The sequence below is a fragment of the Alicycliphilus sp. T452 genome, from assembly GCF_054512775.1.
On sequence record NZ_JBTNEH010000015.1, the window covers coordinates 18,361 to 44,339 of the forward strand.

At 68.5% G+C, this 25,979-nt stretch carries 27 protein-coding genes; 9 read left to right on the forward strand and 18 right to left on the reverse strand.

Annotated features, from left to right (window positions below):
* The first annotated feature begins 3 nt into the window (after positions 1-3).
* From ACX12L_RS14020 to ACX12L_RS14030, 3 genes are all read left to right on the forward strand, one after another.
* A complete protein-coding gene (locus tag ACX12L_RS14020) occupies positions 4-1,245 on the forward strand; it encodes a BaiN/RdsA family NAD(P)/FAD-dependent oxidoreductase (protein ID WP_459263152.1) in 1,242 nt (413 codons plus the stop codon).
* Between the two features lie 110 nt (positions 1,246-1,355).
* Entirely contained in the window at positions 1,356-2,567 is a 1,212-nt protein-coding gene (locus tag ACX12L_RS14025) for an NnrS family protein (RefSeq protein ID WP_459263153.1), read from the forward strand.
* A 52-nt stretch (positions 2,568-2,619) separates the two neighbouring features.
* The gene (locus ACX12L_RS14030; RefSeq protein WP_459263154.1) at positions 2,620-2,904 is read left to right on the forward strand and encodes a DUF2249 domain-containing protein; all 285 of its coding nucleotides are present in this window, start codon (positions 2,620-2,622) and stop codon (positions 2,902-2,904) included.
* Positions 2,905-2,974: 70 nt separating this feature from the next.
* On the opposite strand, the gene sufT is transcribed toward ACX12L_RS14030, so the two are convergent.
* The 6 genes from sufT to sufB form a co-directional block, all read right to left on the reverse strand.
* Complete coding sequence (gene sufT / locus ACX12L_RS14035) at positions 2,975-3,529, reverse strand: putative Fe-S cluster assembly protein SufT (protein WP_459263155.1); 555 nt, start codon at positions 3,527-3,529, stop codon at positions 2,975-2,977.
* Positions 3,526-3,990, reverse strand: a complete 465-nt coding sequence (sufU, locus tag ACX12L_RS14040) for a Fe-S cluster assembly sulfur transfer protein SufU (RefSeq protein ID WP_459263156.1) — start codon at positions 3,988-3,990, stop codon at positions 3,526-3,528. Before sufU ends, sufT begins: the two co-directional genes overlap by 4 nt.
* Positions 3,987-5,267 carry an aminotransferase class V-fold PLP-dependent enzyme gene (locus tag ACX12L_RS14045; protein WP_459263157.1) on the reverse strand — a complete coding sequence of 427 codons (1,281 nt, stop codon included), beginning with the start codon at positions 5,265-5,267 and terminating at the stop codon, positions 3,987-3,989. Before ACX12L_RS14045 ends, sufU begins: the two co-directional genes overlap by 4 nt.
* Positions 5,260-6,495, reverse strand: coding sequence for a SufD family Fe-S cluster assembly protein (locus ACX12L_RS14050; RefSeq protein WP_459263158.1), 1,236 nt, complete (start codon positions 6,493-6,495; stop codon positions 5,260-5,262). The genes ACX12L_RS14045 and ACX12L_RS14050 overlap by 8 nt, the downstream gene beginning before the upstream one ends.
* A 4-nt stretch (positions 6,496-6,499) precedes the next feature.
* Positions 6,500-7,273 carry a Fe-S cluster assembly ATPase SufC gene (sufC, locus tag ACX12L_RS14055; RefSeq protein WP_459263159.1) on the reverse strand — a complete coding sequence of 258 codons (774 nt, stop codon included), beginning with the start codon at positions 7,271-7,273 and terminating at the stop codon, positions 6,500-6,502.
* Positions 7,274-7,343: 70 nt separating this feature from the next.
* On the reverse strand, positions 7,344-8,846 hold the full coding sequence (gene sufB / locus ACX12L_RS14060) for a Fe-S cluster assembly protein SufB (protein ID WP_459263160.1): 1,503 nt from the start codon (positions 8,844-8,846) through the stop codon (positions 7,344-7,346).
* 279 nt (positions 8,847-9,125) lie between these two features.
* Between sufB and rpsU the strand changes: the two genes are divergently transcribed.
* Both rpsU and ACX12L_RS14070 read left to right on the forward strand, forming a co-directional pair.
* A complete protein-coding gene (gene rpsU / locus ACX12L_RS14065) occupies positions 9,126-9,338 on the forward strand; it encodes a 30S ribosomal protein S21 (protein WP_007833691.1) in 213 nt (70 codons plus the stop codon).
* Between the two features lie 87 nt (positions 9,339-9,425).
* The gene (locus ACX12L_RS14070) at positions 9,426-9,872 is read left to right on the forward strand and encodes a GatB/YqeY domain-containing protein (RefSeq protein ID WP_459263161.1); all 447 of its coding nucleotides are present in this window, start codon (positions 9,426-9,428) and stop codon (positions 9,870-9,872) included.
* 21 nt (positions 9,873-9,893) lie between these two features.
* Here the strand turns inward: ACX12L_RS14070 and ACX12L_RS14075 are convergent, their stop codons facing one another.
* The 3 genes from ACX12L_RS14075 to ACX12L_RS14085 all read right to left on the reverse strand — a co-directional run bounded on the left by ACX12L_RS14075 (position 9,894) and on the right by ACX12L_RS14085 (position 12,777).
* Positions 9,894-11,282 (reverse strand): HD-GYP domain-containing protein, encoded by a 1,389-nt coding sequence (locus ACX12L_RS14075; RefSeq protein WP_459263162.1) that lies wholly within the window; start codon positions 11,280-11,282, stop codon positions 9,894-9,896.
* A gap of 145 nt (positions 11,283-11,427) precedes the next feature.
* The gene (locus ACX12L_RS14080; RefSeq protein ID WP_459263163.1) at positions 11,428-12,066 is read right to left on the reverse strand and encodes a CoA transferase subunit B; all 639 of its coding nucleotides are present in this window, start codon (positions 12,064-12,066) and stop codon (positions 11,428-11,430) included.
* A gap of 3 nt (positions 12,067-12,069) precedes the next feature.
* Positions 12,070-12,777 (reverse strand): CoA transferase subunit A, encoded by a 708-nt coding sequence (locus ACX12L_RS14085; protein ID WP_459263164.1) that lies wholly within the window; start codon positions 12,775-12,777, stop codon positions 12,070-12,072.
* Between the two features lie 82 nt (positions 12,778-12,859).
* Between ACX12L_RS14085 and ACX12L_RS14090 the strand changes: the two genes are divergently transcribed.
* From ACX12L_RS14090 to argA, 3 genes are all read left to right on the forward strand, one after another.
* The gene (locus ACX12L_RS14090) at positions 12,860-13,405 is read left to right on the forward strand and encodes a LuxR C-terminal-related transcriptional regulator (RefSeq protein ID WP_459263165.1); all 546 of its coding nucleotides are present in this window, start codon (positions 12,860-12,862) and stop codon (positions 13,403-13,405) included.
* 138 nt (positions 13,406-13,543) lie between these two features.
* Positions 13,544-14,785 (forward strand): acyltransferase family protein, encoded by a 1,242-nt coding sequence (locus tag ACX12L_RS14095; RefSeq protein WP_459263166.1) that lies wholly within the window; start codon positions 13,544-13,546, stop codon positions 14,783-14,785.
* Positions 14,786-15,012: 227 nt separating this feature from the next.
* Positions 15,013-16,359, forward strand: a complete 1,347-nt coding sequence (argA, locus tag ACX12L_RS14100) for an amino-acid N-acetyltransferase (protein WP_459263167.1) — start codon at positions 15,013-15,015, stop codon at positions 16,357-16,359.
* Positions 16,360-16,369: 10 nt separating this feature from the next.
* Here the strand turns inward: argA and ACX12L_RS14105 are convergent, their stop codons facing one another.
* From ACX12L_RS14105 to ACX12L_RS14135, 7 genes are all read right to left on the reverse strand, one after another.
* Positions 16,370-17,995, reverse strand: coding sequence for a GAF and HD-GYP domain-containing protein (locus ACX12L_RS14105; RefSeq protein WP_459263168.1), 1,626 nt, complete (start codon positions 17,993-17,995; stop codon positions 16,370-16,372).
* Between the two features lie 141 nt (positions 17,996-18,136).
* Complete coding sequence (locus ACX12L_RS14110) at positions 18,137-18,655, reverse strand: disulfide bond formation protein B (protein WP_459263169.1); 519 nt, start codon at positions 18,653-18,655, stop codon at positions 18,137-18,139.
* 61 nt (positions 18,656-18,716) lie between these two features.
* On the reverse strand, positions 18,717-19,844 hold the full coding sequence (locus ACX12L_RS14115) for a sulfate/molybdate ABC transporter ATP-binding protein (RefSeq protein WP_459263170.1): 1,128 nt from the start codon (positions 19,842-19,844) through the stop codon (positions 18,717-18,719).
* On the reverse strand, positions 19,841-20,785 hold the full coding sequence (cysW, locus tag ACX12L_RS14120) for a sulfate ABC transporter permease subunit CysW (protein WP_459263171.1): 945 nt from the start codon (positions 20,783-20,785) through the stop codon (positions 19,841-19,843). The genes ACX12L_RS14115 and cysW overlap by 4 nt, the downstream gene beginning before the upstream one ends.
* Complete coding sequence (gene cysT, locus ACX12L_RS14125; RefSeq protein WP_013519274.1) at positions 20,782-21,648, reverse strand: sulfate ABC transporter permease subunit CysT; 867 nt, start codon at positions 21,646-21,648, stop codon at positions 20,782-20,784. The genes cysW and cysT overlap by 4 nt, the downstream gene beginning before the upstream one ends.
* 4 nt (positions 21,649-21,652) lie before the next feature.
* Positions 21,653-22,660, reverse strand: a complete 1,008-nt coding sequence (locus ACX12L_RS14130; protein WP_459263172.1) for a sulfate ABC transporter substrate-binding protein — start codon at positions 22,658-22,660, stop codon at positions 21,653-21,655.
* 91 nt (positions 22,661-22,751) lie between these two features.
* Complete coding sequence (locus tag ACX12L_RS14135; protein ID WP_459263173.1) at positions 22,752-23,681, reverse strand: LysR family transcriptional regulator; 930 nt, start codon at positions 23,679-23,681, stop codon at positions 22,752-22,754.
* A 127-nt stretch (positions 23,682-23,808) separates the two neighbouring features.
* On the opposite strand from ACX12L_RS14135, the gene ACX12L_RS14140 reads away from it, so the two are divergent.
* Positions 23,809-24,459, forward strand: a complete 651-nt coding sequence (locus tag ACX12L_RS14140; RefSeq protein ID WP_459263174.1) for an FMN-dependent NADH-azoreductase — start codon at positions 23,809-23,811, stop codon at positions 24,457-24,459.
* Positions 24,460-24,526: 67 nt separating this feature from the next.
* Here the strand turns inward: ACX12L_RS14140 and ACX12L_RS14145 are convergent, their stop codons facing one another.
* Positions 24,527-25,078, reverse strand: a complete 552-nt coding sequence (locus tag ACX12L_RS14145) for an NADPH-dependent FMN reductase (protein ID WP_459263175.1) — start codon at positions 25,076-25,078, stop codon at positions 24,527-24,529.
* A 91-nt stretch (positions 25,079-25,169) separates the two neighbouring features.
* Positions 25,170-25,934 (reverse strand): MetQ/NlpA family ABC transporter substrate-binding protein, encoded by a 765-nt coding sequence (locus ACX12L_RS14150; protein ID WP_459263245.1) that lies wholly within the window; start codon positions 25,932-25,934, stop codon positions 25,170-25,172.
* Positions 25,935-25,979: the final 45 nt, after the last annotated feature.

Genomic DNA, 25,979 nt, shown 5'->3' on the forward strand with positions numbered 1-25,979 from the left:
CCCGTGTCCACACCGTTCTTTGACGCCGTCATCATCGGCGCCGGCGCCGCCGGCCTGTTCTGTGCCGCGCAGGCGGGCCAGCGCGGGCTCAGGGTGCTGCTCGTCGACCATGCGGAGAAGGTGGCCGAGAAGATCCGCATCTCGGGCGGCGGGCGCTGCAACTTCACCAACCGCGACCTGGACCCGCGCGCGCCGCAGCGCCACTTCCTGGGGCAGAACCCGCAGTTCTGTCGCTCCGCCCTCTCGCGCTACACCCCGCAGGACTTCATCGCGCTGGTGCAGCGGCACGGCATCGCGTTCCATGAAAAGCACAAGGGCCAGTTGTTCGCCGACCGCTCGGCCGAGGACATCATCGCCATGCTGCTGGCCGAATGCGACGACGGCCGGGTCCGGCGCTGGCAGCCCTGCGGCGTGGAAAAAATAGCCTTTTCGGCCCCTGGTGCCCAGGGGACGGGCGCCGGCAGCTATCAAATCGATACCGACCGCGGCCCCGTGCAGGCGCGCAGCCTGGTCGTCGCCACGGGCGGGCTGTCCATCCACAAGATCGGCGCGAGCGACTTCGGCTACCGGATCGCCCGGCAGTTCGGCCTGCCGCTGGTGCCGCAACGCCCCGGCCTGGTGCCGCTGACCTTCGACGGCGCGGACTGGGCACCCTACGCGCGGCTGGCGGGCCTGGCCCTGCCGGTGGAGATAGGCACCGGCGCCGGGAAGGAGCGCACGGTCTTCCACGAAGACCTGCTGTTCACCCACCGGGGCCTGTCGGGGCCGGCGGTGCTGCAGATATCGAGCTACTGGCAGGACGGCGCGCCGATCGACATCGACCTTGCGCCGGGCATCGACCTGCCCGCCGCGCTGGCGCAGGCCAAGGCGCGCTCCAGGAAGCGCGTCGCCAACGAGCTCGCCACCCTGGTGCCCGGCCGCCTGGCCGACGCCTGGGCCAGCACCGACGCCGACTGGCAGCGCCCCATCAACGAAGCCAGCGACAAGGCCCTGGCGCGCCTGGCCGCGCAGCTCGCACACTGGCGGCTCACGCCCACCGGCACCGAGGGCTACAGGAAAGCCGAGGTCACGCTGGGCGGCGTGGACACGCGCGCCCTGTCGCAGCAGACCATGGAGTGCAGGGCCCAGCCGGGCCTGTACTTCATCGGCGAGGTGGTGGACATCACCGGCTGGCTCGGCGGCTACAACTTCCAGTGGGCCTGGTCCAGCGCCCATGCGTGCGCCCAGGCCCTGCCGATGGATTGATCGATACAGGCGAAAAACCTGCCTTTCGGCCGGACTGCTGCTGCCTTCGTAATAATGTTCATATAAAATGAATCTTATCGGGCGATGCCCCCACCTCGAATTCACAGGCCATGCCCCAGCCACTGCCCCCGCTCATGTCCATCTCCGACAAGGCCCAGCCCGCCGCCCCGCTCAAGGGCTGGCCGCTGTTGCGCCTGGGCTTCCGGCCCTTCTACCTGGGCACGGCCCTGCTGGCCTGCCTGTCGGTGCCGCTGTGGATCGCCATCTTCCTGGGCCGCATCCAGATGCAGCTGGAAATGCCGCCGCTGCTGTGGCACGGCCATGAAATGCTGTTCGGCTTCGCCGCGGGCGTGGTGGTGGGCTTCCTGCTCACGGCCGTCAAGGCCTGGACGGGGCTGGAAACCGCGCGCGGCCCGCTGCTGGGCTCGCTGATCCTGCTCTGGCTGGCGGCGCGCGTGGCGGCGCTCGTGGCGCCCTACCCCGTCTTCGCGGCGCTGGACATGGCGCTGCTGCCGGCGGCCGCGGCCATCCTGCTGCGCGTGCTGCTCAAGGCCGGCAACAAGCGCAACATCCCGCTGATCTCGCTGCTGGTGCTCATGGCGATGGCCAACCTGGCGTTCCACCTGTCGGTGCTGGGCGCCATCGCCGTGCCCGCCGTCGCGGCCCTGTATGCCGAGCTCGCGCTCATCATCATGGTGGTGTGCGTGATGACCGGCCGCGTCGTGCCCATGTTCACCAAGAACGTGACGCCCGGCCTGGTGATCAACGTGCCGCGCAGGTTCGAGCTCACGCTGCTGGCCGTCACGGCCATCGCCCTGGCGCTGTGGGTGCTGCCCACGCCCGCGCCCCTGGTGCTGGTGGCCAGCCTGGCCGCCGCCGTGCTGCACGCCGCGCGGCTGTGGATGTGGCACCCGCGGGTCACGCTCAAGCGGCCCATCCTGTGGATCCTGCATGCCTCCTACGCCTGGCTGCCGGTCGGCTTCGCCCTTCTGGCGCTCGCGCAGCTGGGCTGGGTCAACCCGTCGCTGGCGGTGCATGCCCTCGCCGTGGGCGTGATCGGCGGCCTGATCATCGGCATGGTCACGCGCACAGCGCGCGGCCACACCGGCCGGCCGCTGCAGGCCTCGCGCGGCGAGGTCGCGGCCTACGCCCTGGTGATGGCGGCCGCCGTGCTGCGCGTGCTGGTGCCCGCCGTGCAGCCGGGCTGGTACGCCTACGCCCTGGAGGGCGCGGCCTGCCTGTGGGCCATCGCCTTCGCCATCTACCTGTTCATCTACACCCCCTGGCTCACGCGCACGCGCCTGGACGGCAAGGACGGCTGAGCCCCCCGCTTCCCCCCGTTTTCCTCCTCCCCCCCTTGAAAGGTTGAACCCCATGAGCAACGCAGCTTCCGTGATCGACGTGCGCACCATCGCCCCCTTCGAGCGCCACGCACGCATCTTCGGCCAACTGGACGCGCTCGCCGCCGGCCAGTCCCTGCAGATCGTCAACGACCACGACCCCGTGCCGCTGCACATGCAGCTCGAGGGCCGCGCGCCCGGCCAGTTCCAGTGGACCTACCTGCAGTCGGGCCCCGACCTGTGGCAGATCGAGGTCACCAAGAAGGCCACCGCGCAGGCGGAAGATTCCTGCTGCTCCGGCGGCGCCTGCTGCGGCTGACCCCGGGGCACCAGGCCAAACGGCAAGGGGCAGGTTTTCACCTGCCCCTTTTGCTTTGGATCCGCCCCGGCTACAGCCCCAGCGCCAGCTGCGCCTCTTCGCTCATCATGGAGCGGTCCCATTGCGGGTCGAACACCAGGTTCACCGTGATGTCGCCCACGCGCGGCAGGGCCAGCACCTTGTCGCAGACCTCGTTGGCGATCGCCTCGCCCATGCCGCAGCCGGGAGCGGTGAGGGTCATGTCGATGACCACGCGCACCTTGTCGGGCTCGTCGTGCGGCTCGAAGTCCAGGCGGTAGACCAGGCCCAGGTCGACGATGTTGACCGGGATCTCGGGGTCATAGCAGGTGCGCAGCGTCTCCCAGATCAGGGGCTCCAGGTCGTCGATGTGCAGGTCCTCGGGCACGGCCATGGCCTCGGGCGGCTGCTTGCCGATGGCATCGGCGTCCGCGCCCTTCAGGCGCATGAGCTGGCCTTCGACCAGGAGCGTGAAGGACGAGCCCAGCGCCTGGGTGATCTGCGCGAGCATCCCGGCCTCCAGTTCCACGGGGTGGCCGCTGGGGATGGTCTCCGCCATCACGTTGCGGCGCACCAGCACGTCTTCGCGGTGGCGGCGGTGCATCATGGCCGGCCCTCCTCGGTCGATACCGGGTCGCTGCCGCTGCCCGCGATCGCGTGCATGAGGGCATGCCAGCCCAGCAGCGCGCACTTGATGCGGCTCGGGTACTGGCGCACGCCCGCCAGGCTCACGAGCTTGCCCAGGGGGACTTCCTCCGGGTCTTCCTCGCCCGTGAGCACGGCGCGGAAATGCTGCTGCAGCGCCTGGGCATGGGCCAGGTCGCGGCCCTTGACGGCCTCGGTCATCATGGACGTGGAGGCCATGCAGATGGCGCAGCCCTGGCCCGTGAAGCGTATGTCCTGCACCTTGTCGCCCGCCAGCTGCAGCTCGACGGCGATGCGGTCGCCGCACGAGGGGTTGGTGCCCTGCGCCTGGTGCGTGGGCTGCTGCAGGTGGCCGAAGTTGCGCGGCGCGCGCTTGTGCTCCAGCACCACTTCCTGGTAGAGGTCGTTTTCCGCGTTGCTCATTGAAAGACCTCGATGGCGCGCGCCACTGCGGCGACGAGGCGGTCGACCTCCTCGCTGGTGTTGTACAGGGCGAACGAGGCGCGCGTGGTCGGCCCCAGGCCCAGGTGGTCGAGCAGCGGCTGGGCGCAGTGGTGGCCGGTGCGCACGGCAATGCCGCGCTCGTCGAGCAGGGTGCCGATGTCGTGCGGGTGCACGTCCCTGGCCACGAAGGACACCAGCGATGCCTGCGCGGCATGCGGCGCGAGCACGGTCACGCCCGGGATGGCCGAGAGCCCCGCCACCGCCTGCGCGCGCAGGGCGTGCAGGTGCCGGTCGATGGCGCCGCGCCCCACGTCCGTGATGAACTGCGCCGCCGCCGCCAGGCCCACGGCCCCGGCCACGTTGGGCGTGCCGCCTTCCAGGCGCGCGGGCAGAGCGGCCCAGCCGGCCGATTCGTAGCTGACCCATTCCACCATGTCGCCGCCCAGGCGCAGGGGATGGAGCAGCTCCAGCGCCGCGCGCCGGCCCGCCAGCGCGCCCGTGCCCATGGGGCCGTACATCTTGTGGCCCGAGAAGGCCATGAAGTCGCATTCGAGCTGCGCCAGGCCGGGCATGGCATGGCCCACGGCCTGGGCGGCATCGAGCACGGTGAGCGCCCCGGCCGCGCGCGCCATGGCCAGCATCTCCTCGTAGGGCGGGCGCTCGCCCGTGGCGTTGGCCCCGGCGGTAAGCGCCAGGACGCGGGTGCGCGGCGTGAGCAGCGCGCGCAGGCCGTCCACGTGCACGCGGCCCTGCGCGTCAGGCCTCAGGATGGCGAGCTCCGCCCCGCTCATGCGCGCGGCGTGCTGCCAGGGCACGAGGTTGGCGTGGTGCTCCAGGCCGCTCACGACGATGCGGTCGCCCACGCGCAGCCAGGCCTTGGCCGGCCCGGCGGCCCACAGGCCCTGGGCGACGAGGTTCAGCGCCTCGGTGGTGCCGCTGGTGAACACCAGTTCATGCTCCGCGCCCGCGCCGACGAAGCGCTTGAGCGTGGCGCGCGCCGCCTCGAAGGCGTCGGTGGCGCGCTGGCTCAGGCTGTGCACGCCGCGGTGGATGTTGGCGCGGTCGTGCTGCTCGAAGCGCTGCACGGCCTGCTGCACGGCCAGCGGCGTCTGCGTGGTCGCGGCGTTGTCCAGGTAGGCCAGCGGATGGCCGTGGATCTTCTGGTGCAGCACGGGGAACTGCGCGCGCAGCTCCTGCACGGGCAGGCCGTCGCCGGCGGCGCCCGCCAGCACATGTTCAGGCAATTTGTCACCCATGCTGCACCTCCACGCTCGCTTGCAATTGCGTACCAATGGTGCGCGAAAGCCAGCCGCCCTGCAGCCATTGCGCAAGAAGGCCCTCCTCCTCGCTGCCCAGGCAGCGTTCGAGCAGCGCGCGCGCCATGCCCTCGATGATGAGGGCGCGGGCGCAGGCCTCGCCGAGCCCGCGCTGGCGCGCGTAGAACAGCGCGTCCTCGGGCAGCGCGCCCCAGGTGGCGCCGTGCGCCGCCTGCACGTTGTCGTGCAGGATCTCCAGGTGCGGGCGCAGGATCAGGCGCGGGCTGCCCGCCAGCGGCACGCCCATGAGGCGCTGGCGCACGCCGGCCTCGTCGCAGCCGGGCGCGATGCGCGTGTGCGCGTTGGCCACGGCGTGCGCCCTGCCCTGGGCCAGCACCAGGGCCTCGGCCTGGCTGACGGTGTGCGCGGCCTGCACCTGGGTGTAGGTCTGCAGGTCGATCTGCTGCGAGCCCGCCAGGGCCAGGGCGGCGCCGTGCGCCTGCGCGCCCTGGCCCTGCAGCGCGATGCTGCTGCGCTGCAGGTGGTAGCCGCCGCAGGTGGCCACCAGGGCCTGCGCGTACTGTGCGCCCGCGGCCAGGCTGGCGTGGATGTGGTGCGCCACGCTGTCGGCGGCGCCGGGGCTGACGATGCGCAGGTGCTGCAGCTGCGCGCCCGCGCCCAGGCGCACGTGGGCGTGCAGGTTCTGCGCCACGGGGTGCAGGCAGTCGCCCTCGGTGCGCTCGTGGGTCTCGATGAGCACGCAGCGCACGCCGGGGTCCACGTCCAGCACCAGCAAGGGCGCCTCGGCCTGCGCGCGCGGCTGGTGGCGCAGCTCCAGCCAGACGGGTTCGCGCTCCTTGCCGGGCGTGGCGCCTATGCGCAGGCGCAGCCCCAGGCGGCACAGCGCGCGGTGCGCCCAGGCAAAGGGCGCGGCCTCGCCGTCGCCGGGCTGGGGCAGGCCCGCGAAGAGCTCCGCGCGCTCGGCGGCGTCCTGGGCGTCGAGCCAGCGCGCCTGGATGCCGCTGGCCGCGTGGCTTCCGAGCGGGTGCAGCGTCCAGCCCGCCCCGCCCAGGACGGGCGCCGCGCAGGCGTCCTCCTGGGCGCTGCCCAGCCAGTGCGCCAGCTGCGGCGGCGGCAGGTGGTGGAAGGCTTCACTGCGCCGCGCGATCCAGCCCTGCTGCTGCAGGTGGGCGCGCGCGGCGAGGATGTCGGCTCTTGCGCTGTCCATGGCCTCAGGCCTCCACCGCTTGGGCACGCGCGCGCGCGAACCCGGTGCGGGCGATGCCGCGCGCCAGCTCCAGATCGCCCGTCTCGGCGATGCAGCCCTGGTCCAGGCGCAGCACGGCGTCGGGTTCGAGCTGCTCGATCATTTGCAGGTAGTGCGATACGACGATGAAGGCCGTGCCCTCGCGCCGCAGCTTCTGCACCAGGGCCACGACGGCGCGCACGCCGTCCACGTCCATGCCGGAGTCGATCTCGTCGAGCAGCGCCAGGCGCGGCCTGAGCAGCGACAGCTGCAAAAGCTCGTTGCGCTTGCGTTCGCCGCCGGAGAAGCCCTCGTTCACCGGGCGGCCCAGCATGGCCTCGGGCAGGCCCAGCTCCTTGGCGGCCTTCTTGGCGCTGGCGAGGAAGTCGAACGCGTCCAGCGGCTCCTGGCCTCGCGCCTCGTGCATGGCGTTCAGGGCCGTGCGGATGAAGAGGTTGTTCTTCACCCCCGGTACGTCGGGCGGCGACTGGAAGGAGACGAAGAGCCCCGCGCGGGCGCGCTCGTGCGCGGGCATCTGCAGCAGGTCCTGCCCGTCCAGCAGCGCCTGCCCGCCCTGCACGGCATAGCTGGGATGCCCGGCCAGCGCCATGCCCAGCGTGCTCTTGCCGCTGCCGTTGGCGCCCATCAGCACCACGAGGTGGCCGGCGGGCACGTCCAGCGAGACCGAGTGCAGGACGGTGCGCTCGCCCACATTCACGCGCAGGTCGCGCACTTGCAGCAGGGGTGGGGTGTGGTTCATGTGGGTTCCTATTGTTTTGATAGCTGTCAGCGCTTTCCAGATAAGCGCCAGAGCGTGTTTTCCATCAATTTCAGCCTACGGCGCCTTCGAGCGACACTGCCAGCAGCGCCTTGGCCTCCAGGGCGAATTCCATGGGCAGTTCCTCCAGCACGGCCTGGCAGAAGCCGCCGACGATGAGGGCCGTGGCCTCCTGCGGGTCGATGCCGCGCTGCTGGCAGTAGAACAGCCGCTCCTCGGAGATGCGCGTGGTCGTCGCCTCGTGCTCCACCACGGCGTCGCCGCGCGCGGTGTCCACGTAGGGAAAGGTGTGGGCGCCGCAATCTGAGCCTATGAGCAGCGAGTCGCACTGCGTGTGGTTGCGCGCGCCCGCCGCGCCGGCGTTGACCCGCACCAGCCCGCGGTAGCTGTTCTGCGCATGGCCCGCGCTGATGCCCTTGGAGACGATGCGGCTGGTGGTGTTCTTGCCCAGGTGGATCATCTTGGTGCCGGTGTCCGCCTGCTGGAAGTGGTTGGACACGGCGATCGAGTGGAACTCGCCGTTCGATTCTTCGCCGCGCAGCACCACGCTCGGGTACTTCCAGGTGATGGCCGAGCCGGTCTCGATCTGCGTCCAGGCAATGCGCGAGCGCCTGCCCGCCGCCAGGCCCCGCTTGGTGACGAAGTTGTATATGCCGCCCACGCCGTTCTCGTCGCCCGGGTACCAGTTCTGCACCGTCGAATACTTGATGAAGGCGTCGTCGTGGGCGATGAGCTCGACCACGGCCGCGTGCAGCTGGTTCTCGTCGCGCTGCGGCGCGGTGCAGCCCTCCAGGTAGCTCACCGAGCTGCCCTCCTCGGCGATGATGAGCGTGCGCTCGAACTGGCCGGTGTTCTGCGCGTTGATGCGGAAGTAGGACGACAGCTCCATGGGGCACTTGACGCCCTTGGGGATGTAGACGAACGAGCCGTCGGAGAACACCGCGGAATTGAGCGCCGCGTAGAAGTTGTCGCCCTGGGGCACGACGCTGCCCAGGTAGCGCTCGACCAGCTCCGGGTGGTTCTGCACCGCGTGCGAGAAGGAGCAGAAGATCACGCCCACGTCGGCGAGCTGCTTGCGGAACGTCGTGCCCACCGAGACCGAGTCGAACACCGCGTCCACCGCCACCCCCGCCAGGCGCGCTCGCTCGTGCAGCGGCACGCCGAGCTTTTCGTAGGTTTCCAGCAGCTTCGGATCGACCTCGTCCAGGCTCTTGGGCGCGTTCTTCAGCGACTTCGGCGCCGAGTAGTACGACAGGGCCTGGAAGTCAATGGGCTCGATCCTCAGGTGCGCCCAGTCGGGCAGCTCCATCGCACGCCAGCGCTCGAAGGCCGCCAGGCGCCAGTTCAGCAGGAACTCGGGCTCCTTTTTCTTGCGCGAGATCGCGCGTATGGTGTCCTCGTCGAGCCCCGGCGGCAGGCTGTCGGACTCGATGTCGGTGACGAAGCCATGCTGGTAGGGGCGCGCGAGCGCCTGCTCCAGGGCGGGCGCCTGCTGGACAGGCGGCGCATCCGGGCTGGCCACGGGCGCGTCGAAGGTGACGGGTTGTAGGGGCATGGCTGAAGCACTGGTTTAAATATTCATATGATATGAATCTTTTACCGTTTCAGCAAATCATCCTCCTGTCCCTGCACCCGTGCCAGGGGTATCGCCAGCACCCCTCCAGCGCGCAGGAACCCTTGCCACTGCGGCCCGCTTCGCTATAATGCTTGGCTTTGCTGGCAATGCCCCGTCGGCCGGATACTAGTTACAGACGGGCGAACCCGCCACGCATGGCTTGCCGGGCCCGATCTTCTCGACAACCCCTCTGCTGGCACATTTGGAACACATTAGCTAATGACGACCATCCGTGTAAAAGAAAACGAACCCTTTGACGTGGCCCTGCGCCGCTTCAAGCGCACCATCGAGAAGCTGGGCCTGCTGACCGACCTGCGCGCCCGCGAGTTCTACGAAAAGCCCACCGCCGAGCGCAAGCGCAAGAAGGCCGCCGCCGTCAAGCGCCACTACAAGCGCGTGCGCAGCATGCAGCTGCCCAAGAAGCTGTACTGAGCACGGCCGGCGCAGCCTGACGCCCGCCCAACCCGCGCTAGGGACGCCGAGCGCGGGTTTTTTGTTTTTTGCCGGAGAAGCCACACCATGAGCCTGAAGGAACAGATCACCGAAGACATGAAGAACGCCATGCGCGCCAAGGACGCCGGGCGCCTGGGCACGATCCGCCTGCTGCAGGCCGCCATGAAGCAGAAGGAAGTGGACGAGCGCGTCACCCTGGACGACGCGGCCGTCATCGCCATCGTGGACAAGCTCATCAAGCAGCGCAAGGACAGCATCGCCGCGTTCGAGGGCGCCGGCCGCCAGGACCTGGCCGACAAGGAGAAGGCCGAGATGGCGGTGCTGCAGGCCTACCTGCCCGCGCGCATGTCCGAGGCCGAGATCGTCCAGGCCGTGCAGGCCATCGTGGCCGAGGTGGGCGCCAAGGGGCCCGGCGACATGGGCAAGGTCATGGGCGTGGTCAAGGCCCGCCTGGCCGGCAAGGCCGACATGGGCCAGGTGTCGGCGGCGGTCAAGTCCGCGCTCGCGGGCTGAGCCCTGGGCCAGGCCTGCGCATCACTCCAAAGCAGCCGCGCCCAGGCACCGCCCTGCTGCGATCCGGCTGCACGACGAGGCAATGGCATCGAGCTGCGCCGCGCAGGCATCGCGCCATTGCCCGACGGCGATGTCGCCGGCGTCCATGCTGTCCTGCAGCTGCGGCCAGCGTCCGTGGATGAAGTCCACGATGCTCTGCAGTTGCCACAGCGCCTCGCATCCCAGCAGGGCCAGTTCCACCAGGCCTTGCTCATCGCCCTGCAGATGCTGCAGCACCTCGGCCAGCTGCCGGGGGTGCGAACCGGCCTCGAACAGCGTTTTCTGCAATGCCGCCAGCCGCTGCGCCACGAAGGCGCAGGGCTGCTCGGATGGATGCTCCAGCGCCTGTGGCGGCAGGACGGCGCAATGCCTATCCCAGTCGCCGAACGCGCTGGACAACAGCTCGACGGTGCGCTGCACATCCTCCTGCATGACCGGCACGTCGGACTGCACGGCCCGGATCTGCAGCACCGGCAACATGTGGGCCACCAGCTCCGCGGGGAACTTGCGGTGGTTCAGCTTCAGCATCAATGCCAGGCGCTGGGCGGCCGCCTCGTGGGCGTATTTCTCGAAGAAGGCGGACACCACCTCGGCGAGCAGCAGTATCTGCCCCATGCGCGAGATCTCCTCGCCCCGCAGGCCGCGCGGGTAGCCGCTGCCGTCCATGCATTCATGGTGCTCGAGCACCGCCTGCTCCACCGAGCGGGGATAGACGCCCTGCTCCCGAACGATCAGCATGGCCGTGACCGGGTGCACCAGGAGCTGTTTGCGCCCTCCTCCCGTCACCTTGTTGGCCGGATCGTGCCAGACAGGGTCCATGTGCATGACGCCGATGTCGTGCAGCAACGCCGCCGCGGCCAGCGGCACGCATTCGCGCTCGCTCCATCCGTTCTTGATGCCCAGGTACACGGCCACCAGCACCATGCGCACGCTGTGGACAAACAGTGCGGGATGCTGCTCGCGCATCACCGTGAGCTTGAAGGCGATTGCGGACGGCAGCGGCATGGAGCGCAGGGGGGCGAGCAGCCTGTCGACTGCCATGCCCTCCAGCGTATGGACCAGCAGGTAGGCCAGGGTGTCGCTTTCGCACTGCGCGCCGGCCAGCTGCACCAGGGACTGCACGCTGACCATGTCGTCCATGGCCAGGTGCTCTTCGATCTTGCCGCGCAGCTTGTGCATGACGAGCCGGTCATAGAGCCGGGTGTCCACGCGCACGCCCTTGTCCAGCAGCTTGACGCCCCGCTCGGTATAGAGAGCCTCCTGCGTGACCACGTTGCGGCGGTCGGCCATGTCGGTGAGGGCTCGCAGGTAGTGGCGGTTGTCGCCCGCTGCATCGGCAGCCGCTACCGGGCTTGTGTCGGGTGCATTCATGCGGTGGAGCTGGAAATGTTCACAAAATGTCAACGGCGACTATACGGCGCTTTGCTCCCGTGCACATGGACAAAAGCCGGGCATGCATCCCGGCTTGGCGAATCGGCTGGCTCCACCCCGCATGGCGGGGCTGGCTGGCAACGGATCAGCGCAGCAGCGTCACACCCGTCTTGGACTGGATGTCCTCGAAGCTCACGTCCGGGGCCAGCTCCACCAGCTTCAGGCCCTCGGGCGTGACGTCCATCACGCCCAGGTCGGTGATGATGCGGTTGACCACGCCCACGCCGGTCAGCGGCAACGTGCATTGGGGCAGGATCTTCAGGTCGGACGTGCCGTCCTTCTTCCTGGCCACATGCTCCATGAGCACGATCACGCGCTTGACGCCGGCCACCAGGTCCATGGCGCCGCCCATGCCCTTGACCATCTTGCCGGGGATCATCCAGTTGGCCAGGTCGCCCTTCTCGGACACCTGCATGGCGCCCAGGATGGACAGGTTGATCTTGCCGCCGCGGATCATGGCAAAGCTGTCGTGGCTGCCGAAGATGGACGAGCCGGGGAGAGTCGTCACCGTCTGCTTGCCCGCGTTGATCAGGTCGGCATCGACCTGGTCTTCGGTCGGGAACGGGCCGATGCCCAGCATGCCGTTCTCGGACTGCAGCCACACTTCCTTGTCGCCGGTGTAGTTGGCCACCAGCGTGGGGATGCCGATGCCGAGGTTCACATAGAAGCCGTCCTGCAGCTCCTGCGCCGCACGGGCGGCCATCTGGTCTTGGGTCCACGGCATGGCTCAGTCTCCTGTTTTCTCGGTGATGGTGCGCTTCTCGATGCGCTTTTCGGGATGGGGGTTGTGCACGATGCGGTGCACGTAGATGCCAGGCAGGTGGATCTGGTCGGGGTGCATGGCGCCCGTCTCCACGATTTCCTCCACCTCCACGATGCAGATCTTGCCGGCCATGGCGACGGCCGGGTTGAAGTTGCGCGCCGTCAGGCGGAACTGCAGGTTGCCGCTCTTGTCGGCGCGGTGCGCCTTGACCAGTGCCACTTCGGGCACCAGAGAGCGCTCCATCACATAGGTTTCCCCGTCGAAATCGCGCAGTTCCTTGCCCTCGGCCACCAAGGTGCCCACGCCCGTCTTGGTGAAGAAGGCCGGAATGCCGGCGCCGCCGGCGCGCAGCTTCTCGGCCAGCGTGCCCTGGGGCGTAAACTCCAGCTCCAGTTCGCCGGACAGGTATTGGCGCTCGAACTCCTTGTTCTCGCCCACATAGGAGCTGATCATCTTCTTGATCTGGCGCGTGTTCAGCAGCTTGCCCAGGCCAAAGCCGTCCACGCCGGCGTTGTTGGAAATGACGGTGAGATCCTTGACGCCGCTGGCGCACAGCGCGTCGATCAACGCCTCGGGGATGCCGCACAGGCCAAAACCGCCGACGGCCATCAACTGGCCATCCGCCACGACGCCCTTGAGCGCCTCGGCCGCAGAGGGGTAAAGCTTTTTCACTACTGTCTCCTGGTGTACTGGGTCGATGCGCTACGATACTACGTATCCGCTTAAGTAGTATTCCCTAAAGACTTGCACTACCATGAACGTTGCCGACTACCGCCTGGCCTTCGAGATGGCGCCCGTGGGCCTGGTGATTTCGCGCAACCGCACCATGGTGGACTGCAACCGCCACGTGTGCGAGATGTTCGGCGCCTCGCGCGAACTGCTCATCGGCCAGTCCTTTCTCATTCTGTATCCCACGGCCGACGAATATGAGCGCCTGGGCAAGCGCATGGAACCCATCCTGAACGCCAAGGGCCACTACGCCGACAACCGCATCATGAAGCGGGCCAGCGGCGAAACCTTCTGGTGCCATGTGTCGGGCCGCGCCCTGAATCGCGCAGACCCGCACGCCTCGGGCATCTGGAGCTTCGAGGACCTGTCCGCCCAGCGGCCCGTGCGCGCCGAGCTCACCGCGCGCGAGCGCGAGGTGGCGGCGCGCGTGCTCGACGGCATGACCTCCAAGGAGATCGGCCGTGCGCTCGGCATCAGCCATCGCACGGTGGAGATCTACCGCGCGCGGCTGATGCGCAAATACGGCGCCTCCACGGCAGCCGATCTGGTGCAGAAACTCCTGGCCGGTTGAAAAAAGCGAGCGGCCGGCGCTTGGCGCACAACGGTTGCGGCCCCAAGATGTAACCGTTCGGCACTATCCGCCCGCCGCCGTTCCCGGGGGGCCTCCCCGGGAGCCCTGCAGCGGCACGAAAGTCATCATTCCTTGTGAATGCTGACATTCGGCTACGTCTTGCACCACCTCCCCTGCCTAGAATTTTCCGCACCGGACACTGATCCTGCGGTGGCATGCGCCACCCGCACCCTCGTTTTGCCCGACAAGATCCACGACACCCGGCGCAGCGGCGCCACCACCCAAAGCAGCCACCCCTTCGCCCTGGCCCACAATCCCGCTCTGGACGGATTGCGCGGCGTGGCGATCCTCCTCGTCATCCTCTCGCACGCGCATGCGCCGCTGTTCGACGGGGCGTTCTACGGGGTGGACCTGTTCTTCGTGCTCAGCGGCTTTCTGATCACCACGCTCCTGCTGCAGGAGCTGCAGCGCGACGGGCGCCTGGACTACTGGCGCTTCTACCGCCGGCGCCTTTGGCGGCTGATGCCGGCGCTGGCGTTGCTGCTGCTGGCCTACTGCGTGTTCGCGCCCATGCTGTGGCCCGGGCTCACGGACGTGTATTCCGACGCGCTGGTGTCGCTGCTGTACCTGGCGGACTACGGCATCGCCTTCTTCGACAGCCCGGGCACGCTGCTGCACATGTGGTCGCTGTCGGTGGAGGAGCATTTCTACCTGGTCTGGCCGCCGCTGCTCGCGGTGTTGGCGCGCACTGCGCCGCGCGGCAGACTGTGGCGCCGGATAGCGGGCCTGCTGCTGCTGGCCTGGGCCTGGCGCGTGCTGTGGGTGGTGCAGGGCCAGCAGTTCTACGAAATCTTCTTCCGCTTCGACACCCGCGCCACGGGCCTGCTGGCCGGCAGCCTGCTGGCGGCGCTGGTGCTGGAGCAGCCGGCCTGGTTCGAGGCGCTGCGCCAGCGGCTGACCCACTTCATGTGGGTGGTGCTGGCCGTGCCGCTGCTCATGGCCCAGGCCTGGGACGACATGAACGCCATGGTCTGGGGCATGACGGTGGTGGAATGCGCGGCCGTGGTCGTGCTGCTGGCCATACTGCAGCGCCGCGGCGCGGTGTACGAGATGCTGAGCGCGCCGGCGCTGACCATGACGGGCAGGCTGTCCTACGGCATCTACCTGTGGCACTACCCGGTCGTGCGCTACCTGCGCGCCGACCTGCCCTGGCCCGCCGCCGCGCTGCTGGGGCTGGCCATCTCGGCGGCGCTGGCTGCCCTGTCGTACTACACCATCGAGCGCTGGGCGCTGCGCAGGCGCGACGCGCGGCCCACGCCCAGGGCAGCGAGGCCGCGCCCCGCGGGCGTCGAGGGCATGCAACGGCCGCTATCGCAGTGATAGCTGCCAGCGCTTGACCCAAGGCACTTTCAGCTGAAAATCCATTGATTTTCCTTGACTGGCAAGCGCCAGCAGCTATCGGATTGAAAGCAAGGCCCGGCGCCAGGCACACGCGGGCCCGCAACCGCTACACTGCGCTCTGCGCTTGCAGGCGCCGCTGCCACCACCGCCGGTGGCATGGGGCCGCAGGCGTTTTTTCTTCGCCCGCCCTCCGCCTACAACCGCCCATGTCCACGGTCTTCAACTTCACCTTCGTCCCCTGGTTCCGCTCCGTGGCGCCGTACATCCACAAGTTCCGGCACCAGACCTTCGTGGTGGGCCTGACGGGCGAGGCCATCGCCGCAGGCAAGCTGCAGAGCATCGTGCAGGACCTGGCCATGATCCAGGCCATGGGCGTGAAGATCGTGCTGGTGCACGGCTTTCGCCCACAGGTGAACGAGCAGCTCGCGGCCAAAGGGCATGCCGCCAGGTACTCGCACGGCATGCGCATCACCGACCCGGTGGCGCTGGACTGCGCGCAGGAGGCCGCCGGCCAGCTGCGCTACGAGATCGAGGCCGCCTTCAGCCAGGGCCTGCCCAACACGCCCATGGCCGGCGCGCGCGTGCGCGTGATCTCGGGCAACTTCCTCACGGCGCGGCCCGTGGGCATCGTCGACGGCGTGGACTTCCAGCACACGGGCCTGGTGCGCAAGGTGGACGTGGCGGGCATACGCCGCTCACTCGAATCGGAAGCGATGGTGCTCATCTCGCCCTTCGGCTTCTCGCCCACGGGCGAGGCCTTCAACCTGGCCATGGAGGAAGTGGCCACGCGCGTGGCCAGCGAGCTCAAGGCCGACAAGCTGCTGTTCCTCTCGGAAGTGCCCGGCATACGCACGCGCCCGGACGACCCCGCAGGCGAGGACAACCCCATCGACACCGAGCTGCCGCTGGCCCAGGCGCGCCAGCTGCTGGCCAGGCTGCCCGCGGCCCAGCGCCCCACGGACGCGGCCTTCTACCTGCAGCACTGCGTGCGCGCCTGCGAGCATGGCGTGGAGCGCAGCCACATCATCCCCTTCGCCGTGGACGGCGCGCTGCTGCTCGAGATCTACGTGCACGACGGCATCGGCACCATGGTGGTCGATGAGAAGCTCGAAGAGCTGCGCGAGGCCACGGCCGACGACGTGGGCGGCATTCTGCAGCTCATCGAGCCCTTCGAGAAGGACGGCACCCTGGTCAAGCGCGACCGCACCGAGATCGAGCGCGACATCGCCGCCTACACCGTGATCGAGCACGACGGCGTGATCTTCGGCTGCGCCGCGCTCTACCCCTACCCCGAGGCCGGCACGGCCGAGATGGCCGCGGTGACCGTTTCGCCCAACAGCCAGGGCACGGGCGACGGAGAGAAGCTGCTCAAGCGCATCGAGCAGCGCGCGCGCGTGCTGGGCCTCACGAGCATCTTCGTGCTGACCACGCGCACCATGCACTGGTTCATCAAGCGCGGCTTCCAACCCGTGGACCCCGACTGGCTGCCCGAGGCGCGCAAGCGCAAGTACAACTGGGACCGCAAGAGCCAGGTGCTGGTCAAGAAGCTCTGACCGGGGAGCGCTACAGCGCCGGCGCGTGCACCGCGTCCAGGTCGACCTGCTCGGGCTCCAGGAACTGCCGGGCGTAGCGCAGGTAGACGCGTTCGCGCACGAAGACGTCGAACAGGTCGGGGTCGATGTGGCCGTTGTCGCGCATCTTGCGCATGATGGCCAGCGCCTGCGACAGGGTCATGGCCCGCTTGTAGGGCCGGTCGGCTGCGGTGAGCGCCTCGAAGATGTCGGCCAGGCCCAGCATGCGCGCCTGCCACGACAGCTGCGCGCGCACGAGTCCGCGCGGGTAGCCCTTGCCATCCATGCGCTCGTGGTGGCCGCCCGCGTATTCCGGCACGTTGCGCAGGTGCCTGGGCCAGGGCAGGCTTTCGAGCATCCTGATCGTGGCCACAATGTGGTGGTTGACGATGGCGCGCTCGGAGCGCGTGAGCGTGCCCGAGCGGATGCTCAGGTTCTCGATTTCGTCCTGCGTGAGGAAGCTCGCCTGCTGCCCCTGCGGATCGCGCCAGCCGCGCCCCGTGCCTATGTCGCGCACCCGCTGCTGCTCGTGGGGGAGCATGGCCTCGCTGCCCAGGTTGCAGTGGCGCAGGAAGGCGCGCTCGCCGTCGAGCTCCTGCAACTGCTCCTGCAGGCCGCGCTGCAATTGCGCCTCCGCCGCGGCATCGGACTGTGAGCGCAGCGCGAGCTGGCGGCGCAGCATGTCGATCTCGGCGTCGCGCTTGAGCACCTCGAAGCGCGTGTCCACGAGGCCGATGCGGTCGTAGAGGGTCTGCAGCTTGGTCGCCTTGTCCACCACGTGCACGGGCGTGGTGATCTTGCCGCAGTCGTGCAGCAGGCCCGCCATCTTGAGCTCGTAGCGGTCGCGCTCGGTCATGGCGAACGCCGCCAGCGGCCCCTCGGTGGTGGCGGCGGCGGCCTCGGCCAGCATCATGGTCAGGGCGGGAACGCGCTGGCAATGCCCGCCCGTGTAGGGCGATTTTTCGTCGATCGCCAGGTTGATGAGGTTCACGAAGGATTCGAACAGGCGCTCGTGCTGCGTGATGAGCAGGCGGTTCGTCACCGCGATCGCGGCCTGCGAGGCCAGCGATTCGGCGATGCTGCAGTCCTCCTGCGAGAACGCCTGCACCGCGCCCGTGGCCGGGTCGATGGCATTGATGAGCTGCAGCACGCCGACCAGCTCGTGGTCGTGGTTCCGCAAGGGCACCGTGAGAAAGGACCGCGAGCGGTAGCCCGTGCGCTGGTCGAAGGCCCGCGAGCCGGCGAAGTCGAAGTCCGCGCTGCCATAGGCATCTGCGATGCTTACCGTGCGATCGTGCACGGCGGCGTGCACGGCCACCAGCGAATCGTTCGCGCGCCCGTCGGGCAGGTGGAGCGGCAAATCCGGAAAATCGACCGCCTGCCCCGACCTTCCCCCCTGGTGCAGCCCCAGCGAATGGGTGCGCACCAGCGCGAAGCGCAGCGCGCTGCCGTCATCGGTCACGCGGTACAGGGTGCCGGCGTCGGCATGGGTGAGCATCTGCGCCGCATCCAGGATGCGTTCGAGCAGGAGGTCGATGTCCCGCTCGCGCGACAGGGCGGAGCCCACCTCGTTGAGCTCCTGCAGGCGCCCCAGCAATTTCTGCGATGCATCGGGCATGCAGGCGCTCCCTCCTTCGGTCAAGCCATGGATCAGTGTGACGGTGGGTCACACCGCACCAGCGCAACCCGGGTGCCGATTGTCGCAGTCTTTATTTACAAATGTTGGTGGCGGAAACAACACTGCCGGTGCGGCAAGGGTCTATGCGAACCGGGCCTGCGAGCCCCCTCTGCGCAGCAGCAGCACCAGCAGCAGCACGGCAAGCACCGTGAACCAGACGAAGGACCAGTTGGCGATGGAGCCGCCCAGGAAGGTCCAGTCCACCGCCGTGCAGTCGCCCGAGCCGCGGAAGATCATCGGCACCGCGCGGCTGATGGAGTAGTTTTCGATCATCCCGTAGAAGTCGCGCCCGCAGGTCGCCATCTCGGGCGGGTACCACTGCAGCCAGCTCTGGCGCGCGGCGGTGAAGGCACCGAAACCCGCCATCACCAGGGCCAGCGCACCCCAGCCCATCCACCAGGATTTTTGGTTTCTAAGGCTTGCCAGGCCTGCGGAAACAGCTATGCCAATGAGAGCATAGCGCTGCACGATGCACATGGGGCACGGCTCCAGGCCCACCACATGCTGCAGGTACATGCCAAAGGCCAGCATGGCCACGCAGGCGGCGCTGACCAGCACCAGGGTGCGGCGCGGGGCGATCGTTATCCAGTTCAGCAACACTTTTCTTTTTCCCTATAGAGCCGGCCCGGGCGCCGCGCCGCTCCACAGGAGCAGGCGGGGCTCAGATGCCGGCGGCTTCGTCCAGAAACACCTTGGCGCGCCGTGGCGTGACCACCAGCATCTCGCCGTCGCGCAGCCCCATGTCATGGAACTGCTGCGCCGGGATCTGCGCCTCGATCAGCGTATCCGGGGCCGCATTGTCCGCCGATTGGGTGCTGCCTTCGGGAATTAGTTCCAGACGCGCGATCGGCCCCACGACGATGGAGCGCACCAGCTGCACCACGATGCCGCGCGGGCGGCCGTGCGCGTCGAGCGCCTGGCCCGGAGAGTAGCGCTCCACGTCCAGGTCGTGCGGCCGCACGTAGGCGAAGGCCTGCGCGCCGTCGGCATGCCGGGCCTCGGGGCTGTCGAGCTGCATGCCCTCGTCCAGGTGGATGCGGCCGTCGTTGGCGCGGCCCTTGAACAGGTTCACATCGCCCAGGAACCCGTAGACGAAAGGGCTGGCCGGGTTGTCCCACACCTGCTGGGGCGTGCCCTGCTGCTCGATGCGGCCCTGGTTGATGACGACCACGCGGTCGGCCACCTCCAGCGCCTCCTCCTGGTCGTGCGTCACGAAGATCGACGTGACGTGCAGTTCGTCGTGCAGGCGGCGCAGCCAGCGGCGCAGTTCCTTGCGCACCTTGGCGTCCAGCGCGCCGAAGGGCTCGTCGAGCAGCAGCACCTTGGGCTCCACCGCCAGCGCGCGCGCCAGGGCGATGCGCTGGCGCTGGCCGCCCGAGAGCTGCGAGGGGTAGCGGTCGGCGATCCAGTCGAGCTGCACGAGTTTCAGCAGGTCCATGACCTTCCGGCGGATCTGCGCTTCGCTGGGCCGCTCCCTGCGCGGCTTCATGCGCAGGCCGAAGGCCACGTTGTCGAGCACCGTCATGTGGCGGAACAGCGCGTAGTGCTGGAACACGAAGCCTACGCCGCGCTCGCGCACGTGCACGTCGGTCTGGTTCTCGCCGCTGAAGTGGATGCTGCCCGTGTCGGGCGTCTCCAGCCCGGCGATGATGCGCAGGAGCGTGGTCTTGCCGCAGCCCGAGGGGCCAAGCAGCGCGATCAGCTCGCCCGACTCGATGTCCAGGCTCACGTCGCGCAAGGCCTGGAAGCTGCCGAACTGCTTGCTCACGTTGCGGATTTCGATACTCATGATTCGATAGCTTTCAGCGCAGGCTGGGTGCGGGCTGAGGGGGGATTTGGGCTTGAAGCCGGGCGCTCGGGCGGCAATGCCGCGGCGGCCTTGCGCTGCTGCTCGTTCTGCCACTCGGCCACCGTCTTGATCATCAGCGTGACCAGCGCCAGCAGCGCCAGCAGCGAGGCGGCGGCGAACGCCGCGACCGACTGGTACTCGTTGTAGAGGATCTCCACGTGCAGCGGGATGGTGTTGGTCTGGCCGCGGATGTGGCCCGAGACCACCGACACCGCGCCGAACTCGCCCATGGCGCGCGCGTTGCACAGGATCACGCCGTACAGCAGGCCCCACTTGATGTTGGGCAGCGTCACGTGCCAGAAGGTCTGCCAGCCGCTCGCGCCCAGCACGATGGCGGCCTGCTCCTCGTCGTTGCCCTGGGCCTGCATCAGCGGGATCAGCTCGCGCGCGATGAACGGGAAGGTGACGAACACGGTGGCCAGCACGATGCCGGGCACGGCGAAGATGATCTTGATGTCGTGCGCGGCCAGCCAGGGGCCGAACCAGCCGTTGGCGCCGAACACCAGCACGTACATCAGGCCCGCCACCACGGGCGAGATGGAGAACGGCAGGTCGATCAGCGTGGTCAGGAAGGCCTTGCCCCTGAACTCGTACTTGGCGATGCACCAGGCCCCCGCCACGCCGAACACCAGGTTCAGGGGCACGGCGATGGCCGCGGTCAGCAGGGTCAGCCGGATGGCGGACCAGGCATCGGGCTCGGACAATCCCGCCAGGTAGGCATCGACGCCCTTGCGCAGCGCCTCGGTGAACACGGCCGCCAGCGGCAGCACCAGGAACAGCAGCAGGAACGCCAGGGCGATGCCGGTGAGCAGCCACCGGACCCACGGCGCCTCGGTCGTGCCCGCGCGGGCGCGCGGGGCGGTACGGACGGCGGCGCTCATGCCGGCATCCCCGCGTGGCGCCGCTGCCAGGCCTGCAGCGCGTTGATGACCAGCAGCATGACGAAGGAGATCAGCAGCATCACCACGGCCACGGCCGTGGCGCCCGCGTAGTCGTACTGCTCCAGCTTGCCGATGATGATGAGCGGCGTGATCTCCGACACCATGGGCATGTTGCCCGCGATGAAGATGACCGAGCCGTACTCGCCGATGGCGCGCGCGAAGGCCATGGCGAAGCCCGTGAGCAGCGCGGGCATGATGCCCGGCAGGATCACGTGGCGGAAGATCTGCCAGCGCGTCGCGCCCAGGCTGGTCGCGGCCTCCTCCAGTTCCTTCTCGCTGTCCTCCAGCACCGGCTGCACCGTGCGCACCACGAAGGGCAGGCCGATGAAGATCAGCGCGATCACCACGCCGTTGGGGTTGAACGCGAGCTGTATGCCCAGCGGCTCGAAATACTGGCCCACCCAGCCGTTGCCCGCCAGCAGCGCCGTGAGCGAGATGCCGGCCACGGCCGTGGGCAGGGCGAACGGCAGGTCCACCAGCGCGTCCACGACCTTCTTGCCCGGGAACTGGTAGCGCACCAGCACCCAGGCGATCAGCAGGCCGAACACCAGGTTCACGCACGCGGCGATGAACGACGCGCCGAACGTGAGCCGGTACGAGGCCAGCACGCGCGGCGCGGCCACGGCCTCCCAGAACTGCGGCCAAGTCATGGAAAAGCTCTTGAACAGCAGGGCCAGCAGCGGGATCAGCACGATGAGGCTCAGGTAGAACAGCGTGTAGCCCAGCGTGAGCCCGAAGCCGGGCAGCACGCGCCTGGGCGCGCGCTTTCGGGGCTGGGCGGCGCCCAGCGCTAGCGTGGTCATGAAATTACTTGCCGCTCTGGTAGAGCTTGTCGAACTGGCCGCCGTCGTTGAAATGCACCTTCTGCGCATCGCTCAGGGAGCCGAAGTACTTGGCCACAGTGAACTGCTGGATGGGCTTGAACTGGTCGGCATGCTTCTTGAGCACCGCCTCGGAGCGCGGGCGGATGGCGTGCCGGGCCGCGATCTCCTGCGCCTCGTCCGAGTACAGGTAGTCCAGGTAGGCCTTGGCGAGTTCCGCCGTGCCCTTCTTGGCCACGGTGCGCTCGACCACGGCCACGGGGTTCTCGGCCGTGATGCTCACCGAGGGGTAGACCGCATCGACCTTGCCCTTGCCGAACTCGCGCTCCACCGACACCACCTCGGACTCGAAGGTGATCAGCACGTCGCCGATGCTGCGCTGCAGGAAGGTGGCCGTGGCGTCGCGCCCGCCCTTGGCGAGCACGGGCACGTTCTTGTAGAGCTTGGCGACGAACTCGGCCGCCTGCGCGTCGGTGCCGCCCTTCTCGCGCACGGAGCCCCAGGCGCCCAGGTAGGCGTAGCGGCCGTTGCCGCCGGTCTTGGGGTTGACCACGATGACCTTCACGTCGGGGCGGGTCAGGTCGTTCCAGTCGCGGATAGCCTTGGGATTGCCGTGGCGCACCAGGAACAGCATGGTGGACGTGGTGGGCGATGCGTCGTGCGGGAACTTCTTGGCCCAGTCCTTGGCCACCACGCCGTTGTCGGCCAGGAACTGCACGTCGGTCGTGGTGTTGAAGGTCACCACGTCGGCGGCCAGGCCGTCGTTCACGGCGCGCGCCTGGGCGCTGGAGCCGCCATGGGCCTGGTCCACCTTGACTTGAACGCCCTTGGTCTTTTGATAGTGGGCGATGAAGGCCTGGTTGTAGTCCTTGTAGAACTCGCGCGCCACGTCGTAGGAAACGTTGAGCAGGGTGTTGGACTGGGCCGATGCCAGGGCGCTGGCGGTCAGGGCCAGGGCGGCGAAAAGGGTCTTGAGTTTGCTTGCCGGTGTCATTGATGCCTCTCCACGATGCAGGAATGGGAGGCATTGTCGAGACGGCATCTTAAAACTCAAAAGAATATATCGTTTTTAATTTATAGAAAATTCATCTATCGCCAGCACCCTCTTCGTCCTCTTGCCTGCCGCCGGGCACGGTCTCGCCCAGGAAGTCCAGGAAACCGCGCACCGCCGGCGACAGCCCCCGCCGCGAGGCGAACACCGCATGCACGATGCCCGGCGGCTGCGACCACTGGGGCAGGATCCGCACCAGGCGCCCCTGCTGCAGCTCGGCCTGGCACATGTAGTCGGGCAGCCAGCACAGGCCCGTGCCCGCCAGGGCCGCGAACTTGAGGGTGAGCAGGTCGTCGGCCACGTAGCGCGGCGCGAACTGCACCGTTTCCTCACGCCCCGCAGGCCCTATCAGGCGCAGGCTGGCGCGCCCGTCGGTGGCGGACATGGCCAACATGTCCATGCGCGCGAGGTCCTGCAACGCGGCCGGCGTGCCCTGGCGCGCCAGCTGCGCGGGGCTGGCCACCAGCAGCTGCCGCCCCTCGTCCAGCCGCTTGACCACCATGCTGGCGCTGTCGTCCAGGGTGGCGCGCACGCGCAGGGCCACGTCCACGCCCTCCTCCACCACGTTGACCACGCGGTTGGTCACCTGCATCTCCAGCCGCACCAGGGGATGGCGTGCCAGGAAAACGGGAATCAGCCGCGCCAGCACGGTCTGCGCCAGGGTCACCGGGCAGGTCACGCGCACGGTGCCGCGCGGCTCGGAGCGCACCTGGGCCACCGCATCCGCAGCGGCCTGGGCCGACTCGCGCATCGCCAGGCAGTGGCGCAGGTACGCCTCGCCCACCGCGGTCAGCGACAGCGTGCGCGTGGTGCGCTGCAGCAGGCGCACGCCCAGGTGCGCCTCCAGCTCGGCCACGCGCCGCGACAGGCGGGACTTCGGAATGCCCAGCGCCCGCCCGGCAGCGGCAAAGCCGCCGCGCTCGGCCACCTCGGCAAAATACAGCATGTCGTTCAGGTCTTGCATGGGAGCGTGGATTGGCGACGAGTTCAGGACAATTTATCGTGATTCCTCCACCTAATCAAAGATTGATCCCAAAAATACAATACACCCATCGCCCAAACCCAGGGTTTGCACTCAGACAGGAAATTTCATGCAATTGCTGCACATCGATTCCGCCATCACCGGCGACCAGTCCGTCTCCCGCCAGCTCACGGCCCGCATCGTCCAGGCCTGGCAGGCCAGCCACCCCGCCACCCAGGTCAGCTACCTGGACCTGGTGGCCGAGGCCCCCGCACACTTCACCATGGAGGCCATGGCCCCGCGCACGGGCCAGACCGAAGGGCTGAGCAAGGCGCAGCAGCGCGAGAACGCCGTGTCCGAGCGCCTGGTGCGCCAGTTCCTCGCGGCCGACGTGGTGGTGATCGGCGCGCCGTTCTACAACTTCGCCATTCCCACCCAGCTCAAGGCCTGGATCGACCGCATCGCCCAGCCGGGCCGCACCTTCCGCTACACGGCGAACGGCCCCGAGGGACTGGCCAAGGGCAAGACGGTGATCGTGGCCTCCAGCCGCGGCGGCGTGTACTCCACCAGCGAGGCCGGCCGCGCCATGGAGCACCAGGAAAGCTACCTGCAGACCGTGCTGGGCTTCTTCGGCGTGACCGACGTGCGCTTCGTGCGCGCCGAGGGCATGGCCCTGGGCGAGGAGGCCAAGGCACAGGCCCTGGCCGCCGCCGCACAGGCCATCGAGGCCCATGTGCAGGCCGGCGCCGCCAACCAGGAGCGCATCTCGCAGGCCGCCTGACGCGCGGGGCCCCTCTCCCCAACCCCTCCCCCCGCCAGGGGGGAGGGGCTCGGGCGCGTGGTTCACTTCAGGCGCTGTGGCGCTTGACCCAGGCGACGTAGGCGTCCATCCACGACTGCACGAAGCCCCGGCTGGCCTCGCCGATGTTGCCGTCGGCGTCGAAGAAGCCGTCCTTGGCCTGCAGGAAGGCCTCGGGCTGCGCCATGGCGGGCATATCCAGGAAAACCAGCACGTTGCGCAGGTGCTGCTGCGCCATGGCCGTGCCGATGGTGCCGATGGAGATGCCGATCACCCCCGCCGGCTTGCCCGCCCAGGCGCTCTGGCCGTAGGGGCGCGAGGCGTTGTCGATGGCGTTCTTGAGCACGCCGGGGATGGAGCGGTTGTATTCCGCCGTCACGAACAGCACGCCCTGCGCCGCGGCGATCTCCTTCTTGAGCCGCAGCACCTGCGCGGCCTGGTGGCCGTCGTCGTCCTGGTTGTACAGCGGCAGGTCGTCGATGCGCACCTGCTCGAACTCGAAGTCCGGCGGCGCCAGGCGCGCCAGCGCGTTCGCGAGCTTGCGGTTGAAGGAATCCTTGCGGAGGCTGCCCACGACGACAGCGATGCGGTACTTGCTCATACGGAAGCCTTTCTGGGAGAAGCCGCCGGGGCGCGGCCGCTGCATCGTACGGCAGCCCCACGCGCGGGGCTGTCGGACGAGAGGCTGTCGATCACCAGCCGGCCAGCACCGAGCCCTTGAACTGCGTGTCGATGAAGCGGCGTATCTCTTCGCTGTGGTAGGCCTTCACGAGCCTGGCCACCCAGGGCTTGTCCTTGTCGGCCGCGCGCACCACGAGGATGTTCACGTAGGGACCGTCGGGGTTTTCCTGGGCGATGGCGTCGGTCTTGGGGTTGAGCCCTGCCGAGATGGCGAAGTTGGTGTTGATGGCCGATGCGTCCAGGTCGTCGAGCGAGCGCGGCAGCTGCGCAGCGTCGAGCTCCACGAACTTGAGCTTCCTGGGGTTGCCCACCACGTCCAGCGGCGTGGCCTTCAGCCCCGCGCCGTCCTTGAGCTTGATCAAGCCCTGGGCCTGCAGGAGCAGCAGCACGCGGCCGCCGTTCGTGGGGTCGTTGGGAATGCCGAAGCGCGCGCCCTCCTTGAGATCGGCCAGCTTCCTGATCTTCCTGGAATAGATGCCGATGGGGAAGTTGACCGTATTGGCTGCCACGGCGAACGCGTAGCCGCGGTCCTTGATCTGCGCGTCAAGATAGGGCTTGTGCTGGTAGCTGTTGGCGTCCAGGTCGCCCGCGGCCAGGGCCGCGTTGGGCTGCACGTAGTCGCTGAACTCCACCACCTGGATCTTCAGGCCCTGCTGCTCGGCCACCTTCTTGACCTGCTCCATGATCTGCGCGTGCGGACCGGCCGTGACGCCGATCTTGAGCGGCTTGTCCTGTGCGAGCGCGGTGGATGAAAGGCCAGCCACAAGGACCAGCATGATGCTCGATTGAAGCAAGGAACGCTTGTTCACGAAAAGTACCTT

Excerpts from the sequence above, each read along its gene's own strand:
- ACX12L_RS14025 (WP_459263153.1), top strand. The coding sequence starts at position 1,356 with ATGCCCCAGCCACTGCCCCCGCTCATGTCCATCTCCGACAAGGCCCAG.
- ACX12L_RS14030 (WP_459263154.1), top strand. The coding sequence starts at position 2,620 with ATGAGCAACGCAGCTTCCGTGATCGACGTGCGCACCATCGCCCCCTTC.
- sufT (WP_459263155.1), bottom strand. The coding sequence starts at position 3,529 with ATGATGCACCGCCGCCACCGCGAAGACGTGCTGGTGCGCCGCAACGTG.
- sufU (WP_459263156.1), bottom strand. The coding sequence starts at position 3,990 with ATGAGCAACGCGGAAAACGACCTCTACCAGGAAGTGGTGCTGGAGCAC.
- ACX12L_RS14045 (WP_459263157.1), bottom strand. The coding sequence starts at position 5,267 with ATGGGTGACAAATTGCCTGAACATGTGCTGGCGGGCGCCGCCGGCGAC.
- ACX12L_RS14050 (WP_459263158.1), bottom strand. The coding sequence starts at position 6,495 with ATGGACAGCGCAAGAGCCGACATCCTCGCCGCGCGCGCCCACCTGCAG.
- sufC (WP_459263159.1), bottom strand. The coding sequence starts at position 7,273 with ATGAACCACACCCCACCCCTGCTGCAAGTGCGCGACCTGCGCGTGAAT.
- sufB (WP_459263160.1), bottom strand. The coding sequence starts at position 8,846 with ATGCCCCTACAACCCGTCACCTTCGACGCGCCCGTGGCCAGCCCGGAT.
- rpsU (WP_007833691.1), top strand. The coding sequence starts at position 9,126 with ATGACGACCATCCGTGTAAAAGAAAACGAACCCTTTGACGTGGCCCTG.
- ACX12L_RS14070 (WP_459263161.1), top strand. The coding sequence starts at position 9,426 with ATGAGCCTGAAGGAACAGATCACCGAAGACATGAAGAACGCCATGCGC.
- ACX12L_RS14075 (WP_459263162.1), bottom strand. The coding sequence starts at position 11,282 with ATGAATGCACCCGACACAAGCCCGGTAGCGGCTGCCGATGCAGCGGGC.
- ACX12L_RS14080 (WP_459263163.1), bottom strand. The coding sequence starts at position 12,066 with ATGCCGTGGACCCAAGACCAGATGGCCGCCCGTGCGGCGCAGGAGCTG.
- ACX12L_RS14090 (WP_459263165.1), top strand. The coding sequence starts at position 12,860 with ATGAACGTTGCCGACTACCGCCTGGCCTTCGAGATGGCGCCCGTGGGC.
- ACX12L_RS14095 (WP_459263166.1), top strand. The coding sequence starts at position 13,544 with ATGCTGACATTCGGCTACGTCTTGCACCACCTCCCCTGCCTAGAATTT.
- argA (WP_459263167.1), top strand. The coding sequence starts at position 15,013 with ATGTCCACGGTCTTCAACTTCACCTTCGTCCCCTGGTTCCGCTCCGTG.
- ACX12L_RS14105 (WP_459263168.1), bottom strand. The coding sequence starts at position 17,995 with ATGCCCGATGCATCGCAGAAATTGCTGGGGCGCCTGCAGGAGCTCAAC.
- ACX12L_RS14115 (WP_459263170.1), bottom strand. The coding sequence starts at position 19,844 with ATGAGTATCGAAATCCGCAACGTGAGCAAGCAGTTCGGCAGCTTCCAG.
- cysW (WP_459263171.1), bottom strand. The coding sequence starts at position 20,785 with ATGAGCGCCGCCGTCCGTACCGCCCCGCGCGCCCGCGCGGGCACGACC.
- cysT (WP_013519274.1), bottom strand. The coding sequence starts at position 21,648 with ATGACCACGCTAGCGCTGGGCGCCGCCCAGCCCCGAAAGCGCGCGCCC.
- ACX12L_RS14130 (WP_459263172.1), bottom strand. The coding sequence starts at position 22,660 with ATGACACCGGCAAGCAAACTCAAGACCCTTTTCGCCGCCCTGGCCCTG.
- ACX12L_RS14135 (WP_459263173.1), bottom strand. The coding sequence starts at position 23,681 with ATGCAAGACCTGAACGACATGCTGTATTTTGCCGAGGTGGCCGAGCGC.
- ACX12L_RS14140 (WP_459263174.1), top strand. The coding sequence starts at position 23,809 with ATGCAATTGCTGCACATCGATTCCGCCATCACCGGCGACCAGTCCGTC.
- ACX12L_RS14145 (WP_459263175.1), bottom strand. The coding sequence starts at position 25,078 with ATGAGCAAGTACCGCATCGCTGTCGTCGTGGGCAGCCTCCGCAAGGAT.
- ACX12L_RS14150 (WP_459263245.1), bottom strand. The coding sequence starts at position 25,934 with ATGCTGGTCCTTGTGGCTGGCCTTTCATCCACCGCGCTCGCACAGGAC.